This window comes from Pseudomonas lurida (genome assembly GCF_002563895.1).
In the GTDB taxonomy this organism is placed as follows: domain Bacteria; phylum Pseudomonadota; class Gammaproteobacteria; order Pseudomonadales; family Pseudomonadaceae; genus Aquipseudomonas; species Aquipseudomonas lurida.
The window spans coordinates 5,022,167-5,040,452 of record NZ_PDJB01000001.1 but is presented as its reverse complement, the minus strand read 5'-3'; the positions used below and the strand labels follow the sequence as shown (position 1 = coordinate 5,040,452).

General features: G+C 60.0%; 19 protein-coding genes. 14 read left to right on the top strand and 5 right to left on the bottom strand.

Annotated features, from left to right (window positions below):
• The first annotated feature begins 9 nt into the window (after positions 1–9).
• Positions 10–1,227 carry a bifunctional glutamate N-acetyltransferase/amino-acid acetyltransferase ArgJ gene (gene argJ / locus ATH90_RS22920; RefSeq protein WP_098467307.1) on the top strand — a complete coding sequence of 406 codons (1,218 nt, stop codon included), beginning with the start codon at positions 10–12 and terminating at the stop codon, positions 1,225–1,227.
• A gap of 20 nt (positions 1,228–1,247) precedes the next feature.
• Entirely contained in the window at positions 1,248–2,192 is a 945-nt protein-coding gene (locus ATH90_RS22915) for a Nudix family hydrolase (protein WP_034109160.1), read from the top strand.
• A gap of 117 nt (positions 2,193–2,309) precedes the next feature.
• Here ATH90_RS22915 and ATH90_RS22910 read toward each other — a convergent pair whose 3' ends face one another.
• From ATH90_RS22910 to ATH90_RS22900, 3 genes are read right to left on the bottom strand one after another with little or no spacing between them, the layout of a single operon-like run.
• Complete coding sequence (locus ATH90_RS22910) at positions 2,310–2,888, bottom strand: cob(I)yrinic acid a,c-diamide adenosyltransferase (RefSeq protein ID WP_034109159.1); 579 nt, start codon at positions 2,886–2,888, stop codon at positions 2,310–2,312.
• Positions 2,889–2,890: 2 nt separating this feature from the next.
• Positions 2,891–4,927 carry a sensor histidine kinase gene (locus ATH90_RS22905; protein ID WP_034109158.1) on the bottom strand — a complete coding sequence of 679 codons (2,037 nt, stop codon included), beginning with the start codon at positions 4,925–4,927 and terminating at the stop codon, positions 2,891–2,893.
• 46 nt (positions 4,928–4,973) lie between these two features.
• Complete coding sequence (locus ATH90_RS22900; RefSeq protein WP_098467306.1) at positions 4,974–5,891, bottom strand: putative 2-dehydropantoate 2-reductase; 918 nt, start codon at positions 5,889–5,891, stop codon at positions 4,974–4,976.
• 123 nt (positions 5,892–6,014) lie between these two features.
• On the opposite strand from ATH90_RS22900, the gene ATH90_RS22895 reads away from it, so the two are divergent.
• Together ATH90_RS22895 and ATH90_RS22890 are read left to right on the top strand one after the other, a co-directional pair.
• Positions 6,015–6,500, top strand: a complete 486-nt coding sequence (locus tag ATH90_RS22895) for a YajQ family cyclic di-GMP-binding protein (RefSeq protein ID WP_010208088.1) — start codon at positions 6,015–6,017, stop codon at positions 6,498–6,500.
• A 135-nt stretch (positions 6,501–6,635) separates the two neighbouring features.
• Entirely contained in the window at positions 6,636–7,478 is an 843-nt protein-coding gene (locus ATH90_RS22890) for a mechanosensitive ion channel family protein (protein ID WP_034109156.1), read from the top strand.
• Between the two features lie 192 nt (positions 7,479–7,670).
• Here ATH90_RS22890 and ATH90_RS22885 read toward each other — a convergent pair whose 3' ends face one another.
• On the bottom strand, positions 7,671–8,969 hold the full coding sequence (locus ATH90_RS22885; RefSeq protein WP_034109155.1) for an OprD family porin: 1,299 nt from the start codon (positions 8,967–8,969) through the stop codon (positions 7,671–7,673).
• An 873-nt stretch (positions 8,970–9,842) separates the two neighbouring features.
• Between ATH90_RS22885 and ATH90_RS22880 the strand changes: the two genes are divergently transcribed.
• Together ATH90_RS22880 and ATH90_RS22875 are read left to right on the top strand one after the other, a co-directional pair.
• On the top strand, positions 9,843–10,268 hold the full coding sequence (locus ATH90_RS22880; RefSeq protein ID WP_034109154.1) for an HIT domain-containing protein: 426 nt from the start codon (positions 9,843–9,845) through the stop codon (positions 10,266–10,268).
• Positions 10,269–10,271: 3 nt separating this feature from the next.
• Positions 10,272–10,478 carry a SlyX family protein gene (locus ATH90_RS22875; RefSeq protein WP_015885618.1) on the top strand — a complete coding sequence of 69 codons (207 nt, stop codon included), beginning with the start codon at positions 10,272–10,274 and terminating at the stop codon, positions 10,476–10,478.
• Between the two features lie 69 nt (positions 10,479–10,547).
• On the opposite strand, the gene ATH90_RS29760 is transcribed toward ATH90_RS22875, so the two are convergent.
• The gene (locus ATH90_RS29760) at positions 10,548–11,150 is read right to left on the bottom strand and encodes a cold-shock protein (RefSeq protein WP_025854767.1); all 603 of its coding nucleotides are present in this window, start codon (positions 11,148–11,150) and stop codon (positions 10,548–10,550) included.
• Between the two features lie 416 nt (positions 11,151–11,566).
• Between ATH90_RS29760 and ATH90_RS22865 the strand changes: the two genes are divergently transcribed.
• The 8 genes from ATH90_RS22865 to ruvB all read left to right on the top strand — a co-directional run bounded on the left by ATH90_RS22865 (position 11,567) and on the right by ruvB (position 18,167).
• Positions 11,567–12,040: a Dps family protein gene (locus tag ATH90_RS22865; protein WP_034109153.1), complete on the top strand. Its 474-nt coding sequence runs from the start codon at positions 11,567–11,569 to the stop codon at positions 12,038–12,040.
• Between the two features lie 180 nt (positions 12,041–12,220).
• Positions 12,221–12,577, top strand: a complete 357-nt coding sequence (locus tag ATH90_RS22860) for a ribbon-helix-helix domain-containing protein (protein WP_080758321.1) — start codon at positions 12,221–12,223, stop codon at positions 12,575–12,577.
• Between the two features lie 166 nt (positions 12,578–12,743).
• A complete protein-coding gene (locus tag ATH90_RS22855; RefSeq protein WP_010208103.1) occupies positions 12,744–12,965 on the top strand; it encodes an FmdB family zinc ribbon protein in 222 nt (73 codons plus the stop codon).
• A gap of 107 nt (positions 12,966–13,072) precedes the next feature.
• A complete protein-coding gene (aspS, locus tag ATH90_RS22850) occupies positions 13,073–14,848 on the top strand; it encodes an aspartate--tRNA ligase (protein ID WP_025854764.1) in 1,776 nt (591 codons plus the stop codon).
• A 150-nt stretch (positions 14,849–14,998) separates the two neighbouring features.
• Positions 14,999–15,745 (top strand): YebC/PmpR family DNA-binding transcriptional regulator, encoded by a 747-nt coding sequence (locus ATH90_RS22845; protein ID WP_034109151.1) that lies wholly within the window; start codon positions 14,999–15,001, stop codon positions 15,743–15,745.
• Positions 15,746–15,903: 158 nt separating this feature from the next.
• Complete coding sequence (gene ruvC, locus ATH90_RS22840; protein WP_025854762.1) at positions 15,904–16,428, top strand: crossover junction endodeoxyribonuclease RuvC; 525 nt, start codon at positions 15,904–15,906, stop codon at positions 16,426–16,428.
• Positions 16,429–16,496: 68 nt separating this feature from the next.
• Entirely contained in the window at positions 16,497–17,108 is a 612-nt protein-coding gene (ruvA, locus tag ATH90_RS22835; protein ID WP_098467305.1) for a Holliday junction branch migration protein RuvA, read from the top strand.
• A complete protein-coding gene (ruvB, locus tag ATH90_RS22830; protein WP_034109150.1) occupies positions 17,109–18,167 on the top strand; it encodes a Holliday junction branch migration DNA helicase RuvB in 1,059 nt (352 codons plus the stop codon). It begins immediately after the preceding gene.
• Positions 18,168–18,286: the final 119 nt, after the last annotated feature.

Here is an 18,286-nt window from a genome sequence, read left to right as displayed (position 1 = left end):
AGCGCATTCATGGCTGTTGGTCTTGGTCCGTTGCCCACATTGCACCCGGTTGCCGGTTTCGAACTCGGTATCGCTTCGGCCGGCATCAAGCGCGCAGGGCGCAAGGATGTGGTGGTGATGCGCTGTGCCGAAGGCTCGACCGTCGCCGGTGTGTTCACCCTCAACGCGTTCTGCGCTGCGCCGGTGATCCTGGCCAAGCAACGCGTGGCCGGCACGATCCGTTACCTGCTGACCAACACCGGCAATGCCAACGCCGGCACCGGCGAACCGGGCCTGGTGGCAGCCGCGCGCACCTGCGCGAAGCTGGCCCAATTGGCCGGCGTGGACGCCAGCCAAGTGCTGCCATACTCCACCGGCGTCATCGGTGAGCCGCTGCCTGTGGAAAAAATCGAAGGCGCACTGCAAGCCGCGCTGGACGACCTGTCTGTGGATAACTGGGCGGCCGCTGCTACTGGCATCATGACCACTGACACCTTGCCAAAAGGCGCGAGCCGCCAGTTCGTGCACGATGGCGTGACCGTCACCGTGACCGGCATCAGCAAGGGCGCCGGCATGATCCGTCCGAACATGGCCACCATGCTTGGTTATATCGCCACCGACGCCAAAGTCTCCCGCGATGTGCTGCACAGCCTGATCCTGGACGGTGCCAATAAATCGTTCAACCGCATCACCATCGATGGCGACACCTCGACCAACGACTGCTGCATGCTGATCGCCACTGGCCAGGCCAACCTGCCGGAGATCACCGAGGCCAGCGGCCCGCTGTTCGCGGCGTTGAAGCAGGCCGTGTTCGAAGTGTGCATGGAGGTGGCCCAGGCCATCGTGCGCGACGGCGAAGGCGCGACCAAATTCGTAACGGTTGAAGTCAATGGCGGCGGCAATCACCAGGAATGCCTGGATGTTGGTTACACCGTGGCTCACTCGCCGCTGATCAAGACCGCACTGTTCGCCTCGGACCCGAACTGGGGCCGCATCCTGGCAGCCGTCGGCCGTGCCGGCGTGCCGGACCTGGACGTGAGCAAGATCGACGTGTTCCTCGGTGACGTGTGCATCGCCAGCCGTGGTGCCCGTGCCGAGACCTACACCGAAGCCCAGGGCTCGGCGGTGATGCAGCAAGAAGAAATCACCATCCGCATCGAGCTGGGTCGCGGCGCGTGCAGCGAAACCATCTGGACGACCGACCTGTCCCACGAATACGTGAAGATCAACGCGGAATACCGTACCTGACAGCCAAGAGGAAAAGCGCGGTGAAACGAGTGCATGTAGCAGCAGCGGTGATCCGCGGTGTCGACGGCAGGATCCTGCTGGCGCGCCGTGCCGATACCCAGCACCAGGGCGGCCTCTGGGAGTTTCCCGGGGGCAAGGTGGAGGCCGATGAATCGGTCGCCAGTGCCCTGTCCCGCGAACTGCAGGAAGAACTGGGGATCCAGGTCACTACCGCGCGGCCGCTGATCAAGGTGCAACATGACTACCCGGACAAGCAGGTGTTGCTGGATGTCTGGGAAGTCTCGGCCTTTACCGGCGAGCCCCATGGTGTCGAAGGGCAGCCGTTGGAATGGGTTGCCCCTCGGGATCTGCTCAACTATGAGTTCCCGGCGGCCAACGCGCCGATCGTTGCGGCCGCGCGCCTGCCTGCCGAGTACCTGGTCACGCCGGGCGAGCTGGAACCCCCGACGTTACTGCGCGGTATCCAGAAAGCCATTGCTGGCGGCATCAAGCTGGTGCAACTGCGCGCGCCCAACGGCTATGACCCCAAGTACCGTGACCTTGCGGTCGATGCGGTGGGGCTGTGCGCGGGCAAGGCGCAACTGATGCTCAAGGGGCCGTTTGAATGGCTGGGGGATTTTCCAGCAGCGGGTTGGCACATGACGGCCGCGCAACTGCGTAAATACGCCAGCAAGGGACGGCCACTGCCAAAAGATCGCTGGCTGGCGGCCTCGTGCCACAACGCTGAGGAACTGGCATTGGCGGAAATGATGGACGTGGATTTTGTCACGTTGTCGCCGGTGCAGCCGACCCAGACGCATCCCGATGCGCAACCGTTGGGTTGGGAGCAGGCGGCAGAATTGATCCGCGGGTTCAGCAAGCCGGTGTTTCTGCTGGGCGGGGTAGGGCCGGCTGATCGGGAGAAGGCTTGGGAAACCGGGGCTCAGGGTGTCGCAGGGATCCGGGCGTTCTGGCCTGAGGTTTGATGTTGTTCTGAAGGGCCTCTTCGCAGGCAAGCCAGCTCTCCCATTTGACGTGTGAACACATTCAAGTGTGGGAGGGGGCTTGCCCCCGATTAGGCCCTGTCATTCAACTTAGACGCATCAGTGTGGCTTGGCGGCAGCTTGCCACAACACTTCGGCCACACCCTGGCGCCTGGCGATCACCCTGGCGGCCACGAACAATAAGTCCGATAACCGATTGATATACGCCAACCCCACGCCCTCCAACGGCTCAATCGCGTTCAAATGCTGGCACCTACGCTCTGCACTGCGCGCCAGGCTGCGGCACACATGGGCTTGGGCGATCAACGCCGAGCCACCGGGCAAGATGAAGTTCTCCAGCGGCCCCACTTCCTCATTCCAGCGGTCAATCGCGGCCTCCAATCGATCCACCTCTGCGGCATTCAACGCCTTGTACACCGGCATTGCCAGCTCACCGCCGAGGTCGAACAAGCGATGCTGGCAAGGCGTCAGCACTTCGATCACATCCGTGAGTGCTGGATGCTTGCCGCTCTGTTCTTCCAGAGTGGCCAGCAACAATCCCAGCTGACTGTTCAGCGTGTCCACTTCACCAATCGCTTCCACCCGTGGGTGGTCCTTGGGCACGCGACGGCCGTCGCCCAGGCCAGTCTCGCCTTTGTCACCGGTGCGGGTGTAGATCTTCGACAGGCGAAAGCCCATGGTCATTGCTCCAGTTGCGTGAGTTCGTAAGGTGGCAGTTGGCTGCCGGCCAGGGGCAGGCGCAGGGTGAAGCAAGTGCCTTGGCCGAGGGTCGAGTGCACTTCCATCTGGCCCTTGTGGTTGTTGGTGATGATGAAATACGACACCGACAACCCAAGCCCGGTGCCCTGGCCGATTTCCTTGGTGGTAAAGAACGGCTCGAAGGTGCGTTTGCGCACGTTTTCGCTCATACCGATGCCATTGTCTTCCACTTGTATCTCCGCCCACGGCGGGTTGAGGCGAGTACGCAGGATAATGCGCCCCGGCTCGCTGTCATCTTCACGCAGGTGGATGGCCTGGGCGGCGTTTTTCAGCAGGTTGAGCAGGACCTGTTCCAGTTCGTTGGCGGTGCCAGGTACCGGGCCCAGTTGGGGATCGAACTGGCGGATGATCGCCTGGCCCTTGAAGTCAAAGCCAATGGTCAGGTCGAAGTCGTTACCGGCGATTTCCACCGCCTGGTCGATCAGCGCCGGTAAGTCGCACGGTGCCATCTGCCGATTGCTGCGGCGACTGAAGCTGAGCATGTGGGTGACGATTTTCGCCGCCCGTGCCCCGGCTTGCTGGATGCCATCGAGCAGTTGCGGCACTTCGCGGCTTTGCAGGTAGTGGTTGACCGTCTCCAGCGCGATGCCTGCCTGCTCAGCGTGTTCCAGGTTCTTGGGCAGGTCGGGAGACAGACGGCGGCGAATGTTCTGCACGTTATGCAGGATCGCCCCCAGCGGGTTGTTGATCTCGTGGGCCATGCCGGCGGCCAGGCCCCCCACGGAGAGCATTTTTTCCGACTGCACCATCATTTCTTCCAGGGACAACCGCTGGGTGATGTCATCGATACGGATCACCACGCCACGCCCGGCGCCGCCCATCAGTGGGTAGAAGGTGAGCGCGTAGTGCTTGGCTTCGTCGTCCTTGAACCATGTGACCCGCTCGATCCGCTCCACGGTGTGTTGCTCGACCGCTGCCCTGATCTGCGGCAAGTAAGGCTTGAGCGGCTGGAACGCCAGGTAGATAGGCTGGTTCAGGGCTTCGTCCAGGCGTGTGCCGGATAGCGCACTGGCTTCCTGGTTCCATTGGGTGACGTAGAGTTGTTCATCCAGGGCGATCAGTGCCGAGGGCATCGAGTCGATGATGCTGTTCAGGTAATTCTGGAAACCGGTGAGTTTTTTCTCGATCTTGCTGCGAACCTGGACTTCAAGCTCCAGCTTGCGGTTGGTGTGGCGCGTCTCTTCGGCCAAGCCTTGTGCCTGGTCATAGGCCGCCTGGGAGTCATCCCGTGCGCGCTTGAGCTGCTGCTCGCGGGCTTCGATGCGCGACAGCATGGTGTTGAAGGCTTCGGCCAGGCTGCCGATTTCATCGTGGTTGCCACGGCCGGCGCGCAGGGCGTAGTTCTCTTCGCGGGTGACCTGGCGCGACAACTCTTCCAGTTCGTGGATCGGCCGGGTGATCAGGCGTTTGATCTGGCGGGCGATGACCAGCCACAACAACACGCTGAAAATCAGGATGCCCAGGCTGGCCGTCAGCGTGCCGGTATAGAACGCCACCGGCAGCTCGCTACTGGCCACCAGCAGCAGATGCCCGGACGGCTGCCCTGCGCGGGGCAAGGTGATGATCTGGTTGCTGCGAAACTCAGTGACACGCCAGGCTTCGATATGCCGGTAGTTGTCGGGCAGGTGCAGGCGGTCGCCGTGTTGCATCTGCGCCAGGCGGTTGCCTTCACCGTCGTACAGGGCGGCGGCGCGCAAGGGGGAATAACTGGTCAGCTCATTGAGCAAGGCTTGCGCCTTGGCGGGCGACTCGAGGGCTTCGGCGGCGAGCGCGGGGTTGGACACCAGGCGACCAATGGCCTGCAAGGCCTGGGGGGCCATGCTTTCCTGGGAGATCCAGTAGGCGGCGCTGATAAAGGTCAGGTTGGCCACCAGCAGTACGGTGGTCAACAGCACCAGCAGGGCGGCCAGCAGTTTCTGCCCGACCGGTAGGTTTTCAAGACGCTGGCGCAGCGGCATCAGGTTTTTCCCAGGTGATAGACAGGCGGGCAGGGTAGCGCGTGGCTCAGTCGCGGGGCAATCCGCGTGCGAGCAACTGCTCGACCAAGCGCACTTGCAGCTGTTGCAAATGCGGCAGGTTCAGTTGGTGGCGGGCGGCCGCCTGGCAAGCATAGCCCAATAGATAGCTGATTTCGGTGCGCCGGCCGGCGGCCACGTCCTGGTACATGGAGGAGTAATTGGCGGCTGTGGCCTGGATCACCCGTTCCACTTCGTGCTGCAGGTCCAGCGCGGCAGCGGGCTGGCCGCAGCATTGCAGCAGTTCAGCCAGTTCTGCGCACAGGGTGGCGACTTCGCAGTGATGGGCTTGCAGTGCTCCGTTGCGGCACTGGTACAGCACCGTCAGTGGGTTGATGGCGCAATTGAGTGCCAGCTTGCGCCACAGCCGCGTGAGGATATCGGCACTCCAATCGTGGGGGATGCCTGAGGCGTGCAAGTCCTCCAGCCACAGCGGCGGGGTAGGGTGGCTGGCGTCCCCCAGCCAGGTGTAGCCATGGCCGGCAAACACGACGCGCCACTCGCCATCGCGAAACGCGCCTTCGGTGCTGGAGGCAAAAATGCAGCGGGCCTGGGGCAGTTGCGCGGCGACCGCATCCTGGCTGCCGAGGCCGTTCTGTAGCAGGACCAGCTCGGCATCGGGCGCCAGTCGGTGTTGTAACTGTGCGACGGCGCCTTGGGCGTCGTAGGCCTTGCACGCCACCAGCAGGCGATGAATCGGCTCTGGGCTGTCAGGCGTTTCTGCGATCACCGGGTAGGTGTGTGCGACACCGTGCTCCACCAGCGTCAGCCCGTTGGCCGCCTGATAGCTGGCCAGGCGTGCCGCATCACGCAGGATCAACCGCACGGGCACGCCCGCACGCGCCAGACGAGTGGCCCAGAGTGTGCCCAGGCTGCCGGCGCCGAGAATATGCCAGGTGGTCGACATCTGTTTGTGCTCCTTGGGGTCGCTCACAGTGAACGCGGCGAAAGAACCGCTATAATGCCCCGGCATTTTAGCTCGGGCGCGCTCCATCTCTACTGAGCCCGCCCCTTATATTGGAGAAATGACATGCCTTCGTTCGACGTGGTATCCGAACTGGACAAACACGAAGTCACCAACGCCGTCGAGAACGCCGTCAAGGAACTGGACCGTCGCTATGACTTGAAAGGCAAGGGCAGCTTCGAATTCAAGGAAAAGGAACTGACCGTCAACCTGACCGCTGAAGCCGATTTCCAGCTGGAAGCGATGATCGAGATCCTCAAACTGTCGCTGGTCAAGCGCAAGATCGACGCGCAGTGCCTTGAGATCAAGGACGCCTACGCCTCCGGCAAGCTGATGAAGCAGGAAGCCATCCTCAAGGAAGGCATCGACAAGGAGCTGGCGAAGAAGATCGTCGCCCACATCAAGGACGCCAAGCTGAAAGTCCAGGCAGCGATCCAGGGCGAGCAGGTTCGCGTTACCGGCAAGAAACGTGACGACCTGCAAGAGGCCATCGCGGCCCTGCGCGCCAAGACGTTCGACATGCCGCTGCAGTTCAATAACTTCCGCGACTGATGGCACTTTGGGGAACCCGCGGGCGTTTTTGACGTCCGACGCCCCACAACCTGCGCCCACCATTGAGCCCTACGGGGCTCAATTGCATTTAGGGTCACTCAATATGCCGAACATCCGGTAAACAGGAGAATGTAGATGGATTTGAACGCTGAAATGGATCACCTGATCAAGACCTCGGAGTCGTGGTTGCCGATGATCATGGAATACGGCAGCCGGTTTTTGCTGGCGGTGATCACCCTGGCCATCGGTTGGTGGCTGATCAACGTGTTGACCCACCGAGTAGGGCGTTTGCTGGCACTGCGTAATGCAGACCTGGCGCTGCAACACTTCATTACCAGCCTGGCGAACATTGCGCTCAAGGTCATGCTGGTGGTCAACGTGGCCTCGATGATCGGCGTGGCAACCACGTCGTTCGTTGCCGCGATCGGTGCCGCCACCCTGGCCATCGGCCTGGCACTGCAAGGCAGCCTGGCGAACTTCGCGGGCGGCGTGCTGATTCTGTTGTTCCGCCCGTTCCGCATTGGTGACTGGATCGAAGCCCAGGGCACTTCCGGCACCGTCGACAGCATCCAGATCTTCCACACCGTGTTGCGCACCGGCGACAACAAGACTGTGATCATCCCCAACGGCAGTCTGTCCAACGGCCTCATCACCAACACCAACCGTCAGCCGACCCGCAAGGTGGTGTTTGACGTGGGTGTCGACTATGAAGCCGACCTGCAGAAAGCCCGTGAAGTGCTGCTGGAACTGGCGAAAGACCCGCGCGTACTGGCAGATCCGGCCGCTGTGGCAGTGGTTTCGACCTTGGGCGACAGCTCGATCACCGTCTCCCTGCGTTGCTGGACCAAGACGGCGGATTATTGGGACGTGGTATTCATGTTGAACGAACTGGCACGCGACCGTTTGAAAGCCGCAGGGATTGATATTCCCTTTCCGCAACGGGTTATTCGCGTGATGCAGGAAACAGTCGCCAAGTAACGCGAGCCAACAGTCTAGAACTTGGCCGTTAGGTCAGGTTCCAGTTGCAAGCGCCAATCTAGTTAGTTAGCTTGCTAGTTATTCTCGTGCTGAAACATTACAGCCATAAAAAAGCCGCTCCCTTGATTAACAAGAGAGCGGCTTTTTGTTTAAGGCCGAAGCCTTAACCCATCGTTGTAATTAAACCGTCAATTACAAGATGTTCAGCGGGTAGTTCGCGATCAGACGCAGTTCGTCGATCGAAGGCGAACCGTAGTACACGCCATCGCCGGAGCGATAAGTGGCTTGACGCAGACGCAGGCTCAGGTTTTTCGCTGGGCCGCTCTGTACCACGTACTTGGCTTCGATGTCGCGTTCCCACTCTTTACCGTTCGAGGTGGTGGCAGTGTTGGCGCCGCTACCGGTGACATAACGAGTCATGAAGCTAAGACCAGGAATGCCAAAGGTCGCCATGTTGATGTCGTAGCGAGCCTGGTAGGACTTCTCGCCTTCGGCGTTGAAGTCGGAACGGGCAACGGAGTTGGCCAGGAACACGCTACCGCCACCGTCTACGCCGTAGCCATAGTCGCCGTCGCCGGTGACTTTCTGGGCTGCCAGGGTGAAAGTGTGAGCACCGATGGTGTATGCGCCCTGCAAGCTGAACGCACGGTTGTCGAGCTTGGTGCGGTCTGCGAACGGCAGATCGCTGTCTTTGGAAGCACGTTGCAGGCCTTCGCCTTCGCTCTTGGTGTCGTAGATGTTGAAGTCCAGGGCGAAGGACTGGTCGTCGCTCAGCGCGTGGGTCCAGTTCAGGTTGCTGTAGTACTTGCGGAAGTAATCTTCGGTCTTCGCGTAGTACAGGCTGCCGGTGAACTCAGGCGTGAACGAGTAGACACCACCGACGAAGTCGGTTTTGGTCAGGCCAAGGCTGTCGTGGTAGGTCTGGTTCTGCGCAACGCTGGAAGTGAAGTGACCGCCTTCCAGTTTCAGGCCCTTGATCTCGCTGCTGGTGATCGAGATACCTTGTGGCAGCTCTGGCAGCAAGCGGCTGTCGTCAGAGGCGAACACAGGAGCCGTGGTGTACTGGTCACCGACTTTCAGGACCGTATTGGAGATACGGAACTTAACGGCACCGCCGCCTTTGGAGTAGTCGTCTTGCGAGCGACCGTCGGAACCGGTTGGGAACAGACCGGTACCGGCACGACCCTTGCCGCTGTCGAGCTTGACGCCCAGCAGGCCGATCACGTCGACGCCGACGCCGATGGTGCCCTGGGTGAAGCCCGATTCGTACAGGGCATTGAAGCCCAGGCCGGTTTCTTCGGCGCGGCTCTGGGAGTCTGGGCCCGACGGGTTGTTGCGGAAGTCGCGGCTGAAGTACAGAGCGCGAGTATTAATGCTGAAAGTGCTGTCTTCAACAAAGCCTTTGGAATCGCTTTGGGCGGACGCCATTGCGAACTGCGAGGTGCCTGCTGAAACAGCCAGGGCGATCATGCTCCACTTCATCACGCGCATCGTGATTTGCTCCTTTGGTTTTAGGAAGAGTACTGCCGTCCCACCTGTATTTTTGTCTGGGCGGCTCTTTCTTTTTTGTGTCGGCGCAAAGTTATATCACGCTGACAATATTGGCGATACGTGCCCAACTTTCCTTTCAGCTTCTTTACGAGCTTGTCGTAGATTGCTATATCCATGTCGCAAATTCACAGCCTCCCTGTAACGAGGCTGACAACTTCAATACTGTTTCAAACCCTGTGAAAGAACGTAAGAAACGTTACGTTAAAAGTTTGAAATCGTCCTTGGCGCGCATTGAACCGCTGCTGTTTTTCATCGCGAAACACCTGCTTCCCTTGTGGTGCCGTTGCCGACGATAGGGGGATGAATGCAGCAAGCGTGCCCAAACCCATAATTGAATGTCATTTTTTTGTGAAAAGCGTCGTGGATTCGTGAAAACCGCATAAGCACGGGGTTTTTACGCCGTTTGGTTTTGGCTCGATGCACGCTCCTTGTGTCGGTCGGGCGGCGCTCACATCCTGGATTTTGCAAAAACGTTACCGGTTCACCCCGTTCAGTGGGTACTCGCCGGATCTCTTTGAGGCACAAATGGGTCATTTTGGTGCGGTGCCCCAGGTATCGGTCGATCGCAGTGATGGCTCAATGCCTCAATTCGTGAGGCCTCTGAGTCGCGGGTCTCGTTGACATGGGTTTATCAGTGCCTGGCCAATCGCCGCTTGATTGGTCATTGAGCGTAGCCCAAATATTCACTTGTCTCGAAATGGTGCGTTTTTTTTCAGTGCGCCTTGCCGGGGCGCGTGAGGGTTGGCGTGAAGCGACTGCGATTCGCAGGTATGCTGGTGCCTTGAACCTGACCTGCCGAACGGAGTGCCTGCGGTGTTCGCTTTAGATCAACGTCTTCAACAAGACACGCTGGCCATTGGGGATTTCCCCCTGTGCCGCCTGCTGCTGTCCAATGATTCGAACTACCCTTGGTTCATCCTGGTGCCGCGTATCAACGGTATCAGCGAAGTGTTTCAACTGGATGTCGCCGATCAGCAACAGTTGTGGCAAGAGACGACGGCCCTGGCGCAACGGTTGAATGAAGGGCTGGCGGCCGACAAGATGAACATCGGCGCCCTGGGCAATGTGGTGAGCCAGTTGCACGTGCATGTGATCGTGCGCAAGCGCGACGATGCTGCCTGGCCGGCGCCGGTATGGGGCAAACATCCGGCGCAGCCGTACACCGATGAACAAGTGGCGGCCATGCGCGCCCGTCTGCGCGAGCTGTTGCCCGCCGACTTCATCTTTACCCAGGGCTGAATCATGGATCTGCAAGACCGCGTTACCGACCTGGAAAGCCGCCTGGCTTTCCAGGATGACACCATCGAGACCCTCAATGACATCCTCGTCACCCAGCAGCGGGCGGTCGAGCGCCTGCAATTGCAGATGACTGCGCTGCTCAAGCGCCAGGAAGAGATGGGCGGCCAATTCGAAACCTCCGAAGAAGAAGCGCCCCCGCCCCACTATTAATAGCTGTGCATAAAAAAGCCGCGACCCAGCCAGGCTGGATCGCGGTTTTTTTTGCTGCGAAGGCTGGTATCAGCGACGCGGCAGTGCAGCTATCACGTCTTCGGCTTGCAGGCCTTTATCGCGATTCATGACGGAGAATTCAACGCGCTGGCCTTCTACCAGGACGCGGTGGCCTTCGCCGCGAATAGCCCGGAAATGGACGAAGATATCGTCGCCCGAATCACGGGAAATAAAGCCGAAGCCTTTGGACGTGTTGAACCACTTGACGGTACCGGTATCCCGATTGGTCATGTCGTAGGTTTGCGACGAGGCCGCAGGGGACGAACGGTAGAAGCTGATGGCCAGGTGAAGAACGATGGCGACCACAGCAATCACCAGGCTGAGCAGGATGGCCGGGTGGCCACCCACTTCAGGCATCGGTGCCAGGAGGGTGAGGGTTTGTACGACAACGGTCAGTACCAGCAGCGCGCTGACCAGGTTTTGCAGTTGATGACGTGTGCCTTTGTTCCAGTAAGGGATCACCGGTGCCAGCGTCAGGTTAAGAAGGCCGAACAAGGCCAGGTACAGAGCGTCGTGTTGTTCCAGGTAGGGAGGACTTCCCTGTTGCAAGCTCGGTATAAAGGACAGCAGCAAAGCTGCAACGCCCGTTAGCAGGTGGACGATTTTCAACATTTTGATTAACTCACGTTAAGACGGATCACAAGGAAGAGCTGACTGGCACGGTTCGCTTCTGAACAATGGGAGGCGTTGGGCACGTGCGCGGGGTATCAGCCTATGCCGCTGCCGCAGAAAGTAACGGCGACGACACGTCGCCTATTTAACAGCAAAGGGTGTGCCTACTCAAATCAAGCATTTCGGGGCGTTGCAAGGGTGATGGCATTTCTGCGCCAAACGCTTGTCCTAGACACATGCGGGCTTTTCAAGCGGCTTGCAGGGATATTTCCTACTTGAGTCCTTGGCTCGGGCCGCACCGTTTCACGCACCAGACACCGGGGCGAATTGCCGCGCCGGGCTGCGCATCGCCGGGACTCTTGCTAGAGTGGTCCTGCACCTGATCAATGAATGCTTGTCAATTGAAGGGGATAAACATGGCAATCGATATCGGTATCAGTGAAGAAGATCGTAAATCCATCGTCGACGGGCTTTCGCGACTGCTTTCCGATACCTATGTACTGTACCTGAAGACCCACAACTTCCATTGGAACGTCACGGGTCCCATGTTCCGTACGCTGCACCTGATGTTCGAGGAGCAGTACAACGAACTGGCCCTGGCGGTGGACTCCATCGCCGAGCGCATCCGTGCCCTGGGGTTCCCGGCGCCGGGTGCCTACTCGATCTACGCCCGCCTTTCGTCCATCAAGGAAGAAGAAAGCGTGCCCAGCGCAGAAGAGATGATCAAGCAATTGGTGGATGGCCAGGAGGCGGTCACTCGCACCGCACGTGGCATCTTCCCTCTGCTCGACAAGGTCAGCGATGAGCCGACTGCCGACTTGTTGACCCAGCGCATGCAGGTTCACGAGAAAACTGCGTGGATGCTGCGCTCACTGCTGGAAAATCAGTAAACGCCTGCCCTGAGTGGCGCCGTCGTGGCGCTGCTCGCTTGTTTCCGCGCATTTCCTGGCGTTCTCCTACGCCTATCAACTCCGCGTCTTCTGGCTGCCTGCGTCTCCCTGCTGTTTTATAGGGGCATCGCCCAATGGGACAACCCATGGGCTGCTGTTTGGCAATGGAGTGTCAGGTGTATGTCACGCGGAGTGGGTAATGGAGTGATGGAAACCGCTGGTTTTCATAAGATAAAGGTCGATCCCTTTGCGAAAGGGTTCGACATGGGACTGGCCAAGCCATTGTCCCGGTCGGTAAGGCTCAACGGGTTTTCCACTTGCCTGCGGCTGGAGCAGATCTATTGGAATATCCTCACGGAAATAGCCAGGATCAATGCCTGTTCAGTCAGTGCGTTGCTGTCTTATGTTGATCGGGAAGTGCACTTGCGTCATGGCGGTGTGAAAAACTTCAGCGGGTTGGTCAGGGTAGTGTGCGTGGTTCACGTCTTGAAAGGACGTATTGAGCCTTCATGTTCCCTGGGACAGTCCCCGGTATAGTCACCGGGCTTCGGGGCCGGCCCTCCATCAAGGTGGGCGAGGCTCCAGGCAGAAAGCCGGCTGCACTGCCTCGATTTACCAGATATAATCCCGCGCTTTGCTACGCATGCTGCGGACCCGTAGGGCAGGCGTGGCGCAGTAATGATCTGATCGCCGAGACATCTCCATGCCCATGTACGACTATCAATGTGCTTCCTGTGGTCATCAGTTGGAAGCCATTCAGAAGATCAGCGCAGCGCCGCTGGTCGATTGCCCAGCCTGCCAGGCACCGGAGCTCAAGAAGATGTTGTCCATGCCGGGCTTCCGCTTGAGCGGCAGCGGCTGGTACGAGACCGACTTCAAGACCGGCTCGAAGAAGAACCTGGCGGGCGGCGACAAAGCAGACTGAGTTGAACTCTACGCGCAGGCTCCTGCATTATCCGTCCCCTGCTTTAATGTACGGTGACGAGGCGGGCCTCCACCGAATTTCGAATTACGAGAAGTGAAACCACTACCATGATGCGCAGCCACTATTGCGGCCAACTGAACGAGACCCTGGAAGGTCAGGAAATCACCCTTTGCGGATGGGTTCACCGTCGCCGCGACCACGGCGGGGTGATCTTCCTCGATATCCGTGATCGTGATGGTCTGGCCCAGGTGGTGTTCGACCCGGATCGCGCCGAGAGCTTCGCCGCGGCCGACCGCGTGCGCAGCGAGTACGTCGTGAAGATCACCGGCAAGGTTCGCCTGCGTCCGGCCGGTGCCGTCAACAAGAACATGGCGTCCGGCGGCATCGAAGTGCTGGGCTATGAACTGGAAGTGCTGAACGAGTCGGAAACCCCGCCGTTCCCGCTCAACGAATACTCCGACGTCGGCGAAGAAACCCGCCTGCGTTACCGCTTCCTGGACCTGCGTCGTCCGGAAATGGCCGAGAAGCTGCGCCTGCGCTCGCGCATGACCACCAGCATCCGCCGATTCCTCGATGAAAACGGCTTCCTGGACGTCGAGACACCGATCCTGACCCGGGCCACCCCGGAAGGCGCGCGTGACTACCTGGTGCCTAGCCGTACCCACGCAGGCTCGTTCTTCGCGCTGCCGCAATCGCCACAGCTGTTCAAGCAACTGCTGATGGTGGCCGGCTTCGACCGTTACTATCAGATCGCCAAGTGCTTCCGTGACGAGGACCTGCGCGCTGACCGCCAACCGGAATTCACCCAGATCGACATCGAGACCAGCTTTCTCGATGAAAAAGAGATCATGGGCCTGACCGAACAAATGATCCGCAACCTGTTCAAGGAAGTGCTGGACCTGGAGTTCGGCGACTTCCCGCACATGACCTTCGAAGAAGCCATGCGCCGCTACGGTTCCGACAAGCCAGACCTGCGTAACCCGCTGGAACTGGTGGACGTGGCCGACCAGCTCAAGGACGTCGACTTCAAGGTGTTCAGCGGCCCGGCCAACGACCCGAAATGCCGCATCGCCGCCCTGCGCGTGCCTGGCGGCGCGAGCATGCCGCGCAAGCAGATCGACGACTACACCAAGTTCGTCGGCATCTACGGTGCCAAGGGCCTGGCGTACATCAAGGTCAACGAGCGCGCCAACGGTGTTGACGGCCTGCAATCGCCGATCGTGAAAAACATTCCGGAAGCCAACTTGAACGTGATCCTCGATCGCGTCGGTGCGGTCGACGGCGACATCGTGTTCTTCGGTGCCGACAAGGCCAAGATCGTCAGCGAAGCCCTGGGCGCGCTGCGGATCAAGCTGGGTCACGACCTGAACCTGCTGACCTGCGAGTGGGCCCCGATGTGGGTCGTTGACTTCCCGATGTTCGAAGAGAACGACGACGGCAGCTTCAGCGCCTTGCACCACCCGTTCACCGCGCCGAAGTGCTCGCCGGCCGAGCTGGAGGCCAACCCGGCTGGCGCCCTGTCCCGCGCCTACGACATGGTCCTCAACGGCACCGAGCTGGGTGGCGGTTCGATCCGTATCCACCGCAAAGAGATGCAGCAAGCGGTCTTCCGCCTGTTGGGCATCAACGAAGCCGAACAGGAAGAGAAATTCGGCTTCCTGCTCGACGCCCTCAAGTACGGTGCGCCGCCGCACGGTGGCTTGGCATTCGGCCTGGACCGCCTGGTGATGCTGATGACCGGCGCCCAGTCGATCCGTGAAGTGATTGCCTTCCCGAAAACCCAGAGCGCTGCGGACGTCATGACCCAGGCTCCAGGTGTGGTGGACGCCAAGGCGCTGCGCGAGCTGCACATCCGTCTGCGCGAGACGCCGAAGGCTGAGTAAGGCTGCTGCGTGAAAGCGCACTGAGGTTTACGCAGTCTAAAAAGGCGCATCTTCGGATGCGCCTTTGCGTTACAAGGGTTGCGATTTAAAGCGAGAGGTCCTGCCTGGGGCGGGATTGACAAGGTTTCTACAGAATTTCGGAGTTGTGTTATGGCTGGCCATTCCAAGTGGGCGAACATCAAGCACCGCAAAGAGCGTCAGGATGCCAAGAAAGGCAAGATCTTCACCAAGTGGATCCGCGAGCTGACCGTGGCTGCCCGCCAGGGCGGTGGTGACCCGGGTTCCAACCCGCGTCTGCGCCTGGCACTGGACAAGGCCCTTGGCGCCAACATGAGCCGTGACATCATCGACCGCGCCGTGGCCCGCGGGGCCGGTGCTGCCGATACCGACGACATGGTCGAGCTGAGCTACGAAGGCTACGGCCCGGGCGGTGTGGCGGTGATGGTCGAGTGCATGACCGACAACCGCAACCGCACTGCGGCAGCTGTACGCCATGCGTTCAGCAAATGCGGTGGCAACCTCGGTACCGATGGATCGGTGGCCTACCTGTTCGAGCGCAAGGGGCAGATTTCCTTCGCGCCGGGCACGGATGAAGACGCGCTGATGGAAGCGGCGATGGAGGCGGACGCCGACGATGTGGTGACCAACGAAGATGGTTCCATCGACGTATTCACCTCGTTTGCCAGTTTCTATGCCGTACGCAACGCGCTGGAAGCCGCCGGCTTCAAGGGCACCGACGCAGAAATCGTCATGCTGCCCACCACCAGTGCCGAACTTGACCTGGACGGTGCACAGAAAGTGTTGAAGATGCTCGATATGCTCGAAGACCTGGATGATGTGCAGAATGTGTACTCCAACGCCGACATCCCGGAAGACGTAGCTGCACAGCTAGGCTGAGGTATGACGTAGGTCAAAATGTGGGAGCGGGCTTGCCCGCGAATGCGGTGTGCCAGTCGCTCCAGGCGTTGGCTGACCCACCGCCTTCGCGGACAAGCCCGCTCTTACATTGGATTTTCTCTGTATCAAAAATTGTGTTTACCCAACCCGCAGGCGTTATGACTTTAATCCTAGGTATCGACCCCGGTTCGCGCATCACCGGTTTTGGCGTGGTGCAACAAACCCCCCGCGGCTGTGTCTACGTCGCCTCGGGCTGCATCCGCACCGGCGCTGGCGAGCTGGCCGAGCGCCTGCAGATCGTCTATCGCGGCGTGCGTGAAGTGATCCAGACCTACGGGCCGGTCACCATGGGCATCGAAAAGGTGTTCATGGCGAAGAACGCCGACTCCGCGCTCAAACTTGGCCAGGCCCGTGGCGCCGCCATCGTGGCCGGCGCCGAAGAGGGCATGGAGATCGCCGAATACACCGCGACCCAGGTCAAGCAGGCAGTGGTCGGCACCGGCGCCGCCAACAAGGAGCAAGTGCAGATGATGGTCATGCATATGCTCAAATTGACTGCCAAGCCGCAGATTGACGCCTCCGACGCCCTGGCTATCGCCATTTGCCATGCACACACTCGCTCAAGTTTACTGCCGCATGGCCTGGGCACGGCACGCAGTCGTGGCGGGCGCCTGCGTCTCTGATAGCATCAGCGCACTCGTTGTTTCCGGTCAGGCCTTGATCTGACCCCCAAGCTTTAAGGATCTGAACCGTGATTGGACGCTTGCGCGGCACTCTGGCTGAGAAACAGCCGCCGCATCTGATTCTGGATGTAAATGGGTTGGGGTATGAGCTGGAAGTGCCCATGACCACCCTGTATCGCCTACCGTCGGTCGGCGAACCGCTGACGCTGCACACCCATCTGGTGGTGCGCGAAGACGCGCAACTGCTCTATGGTTTCATTGGCAAGCGCGACCGCGATTTCTTCCGCGAACTGATCCGCCTCAACGGCGTGGGACCAAAACTGGCCCTGGCCTTGATGTCCAGCCTGGAAGTGGATGAGCTGGTGCGTGCCGTTTCGGCCCAGGACACCTCGGCGCTGACCAAGGTGCCAGGCGTTGGCAAGAAGACCGCCGAGCGCCTGCTGGTGGAGCTCAAGGACCGCTTCAAGGCCTGGGAAGTGGTGCCGAGCATGTTTGCACTGGTACCGAACCAGCCGGACATGCCGACGGGCCAGGTCGCCAGCGCCGAAAGTGACGCGGTCAGCGCGCTGATTTCCCTGGGCTACAAGCCGCAGGAGGCCAGCAAGGCCGTATCGGCCATCAAGGACAAGAACCTGAGCAGTGAAGACATGATCCGCCGAGCCCTGAAGGGAATGATTTAAGTGATTGAAGCTGATCGTCTGATCGCGGCCACCGGCCCGCGCGACCGTGAAGAAATCCAGGACCGCGCCATCCGTCCCCTGAGCCTGGCCGAATACATCGGCCAGCCCACGGTGCGCGAGCAGATGGAGTTGTTTATCCAGGCCGCGCGTGGGCGCAGTGAGTCCTTGGACCATACGTTGATCTTCGGCCCACCTGGCCTGGGTAAGACCACCCTGGCCAATATCATTGCCCAGGAAATGGGCGTGTCGATCAAGTCCACGTCCGGGCCGGTGCTGGAACGCCCGGGTGACCTGGCGGCATTGCTGACCAACCTGGAGCCGCACGACGTACTGTTTATCGACGAGATCCACCGGCTGTCGCCGATCGTCGAAGAAGTGCTGTACCCGGCGATGGAAGACTTCCAACTCGACATCATGATTGGCGAAGGCCCCGCAGCCCGCTCGATCAAGCTCGACCTGCCGCCGTTCACGCTGGTGGGCGCCACGACCCGCGCCGGGATGCTGACCAACCCGCTGCGAGACCGTTTCGGCATTGTTCAACGTCTAGAGTTCTATAGCACGGCAGACTTGGCGACTATCGTCAGTCGTTCGGCGAGCATTCTCGGCTTGCCCCTGGACCCGGAAGGCGCGTTTGAAATTGCCCGTCGGGCCCGCGGCACACCACGGATTGCCAACCGCTTGTTGCGTCGCGTGCGAGACTTTGCCGAAGTGCGGGCCAAAGGGCATATCACCAAGGCCGTGGCCGACCTGGCCTTGAACCTGCTGGACGTGGATGAGCACGGCTTCGATCACCAGGATCGACGTCTACTCTTGACCATGATCGAGAAGTTCGACGGTGGCCCTGTGGGGGTCGACAGCCTGGCGGCGGCCATCAGTGAAGAACGCCACACCATTGAGGACGTGCTGGAACCGTACCTGATCCAGCAGGGCTATATCATGCGCACACCCAGAGGGCGGGTCGTGACGCGGCATGCCTATTTGCACTTCGGGTTAAACATTCCGTCACGATTGGGGGAGATGCCCGTGGTAGACGAATTTCTCGATGCAGTGGACGATTAAAAGCTTCACGCAAGTCGATTTATTCGATGTTTGTGCTGTCCTAGTGGCTGGCGTCGTCATTCAGTCACTGGAAATGTTTCAGCGGATGAAAAAACAGTTGCCCAGCCGGATTGGCAACC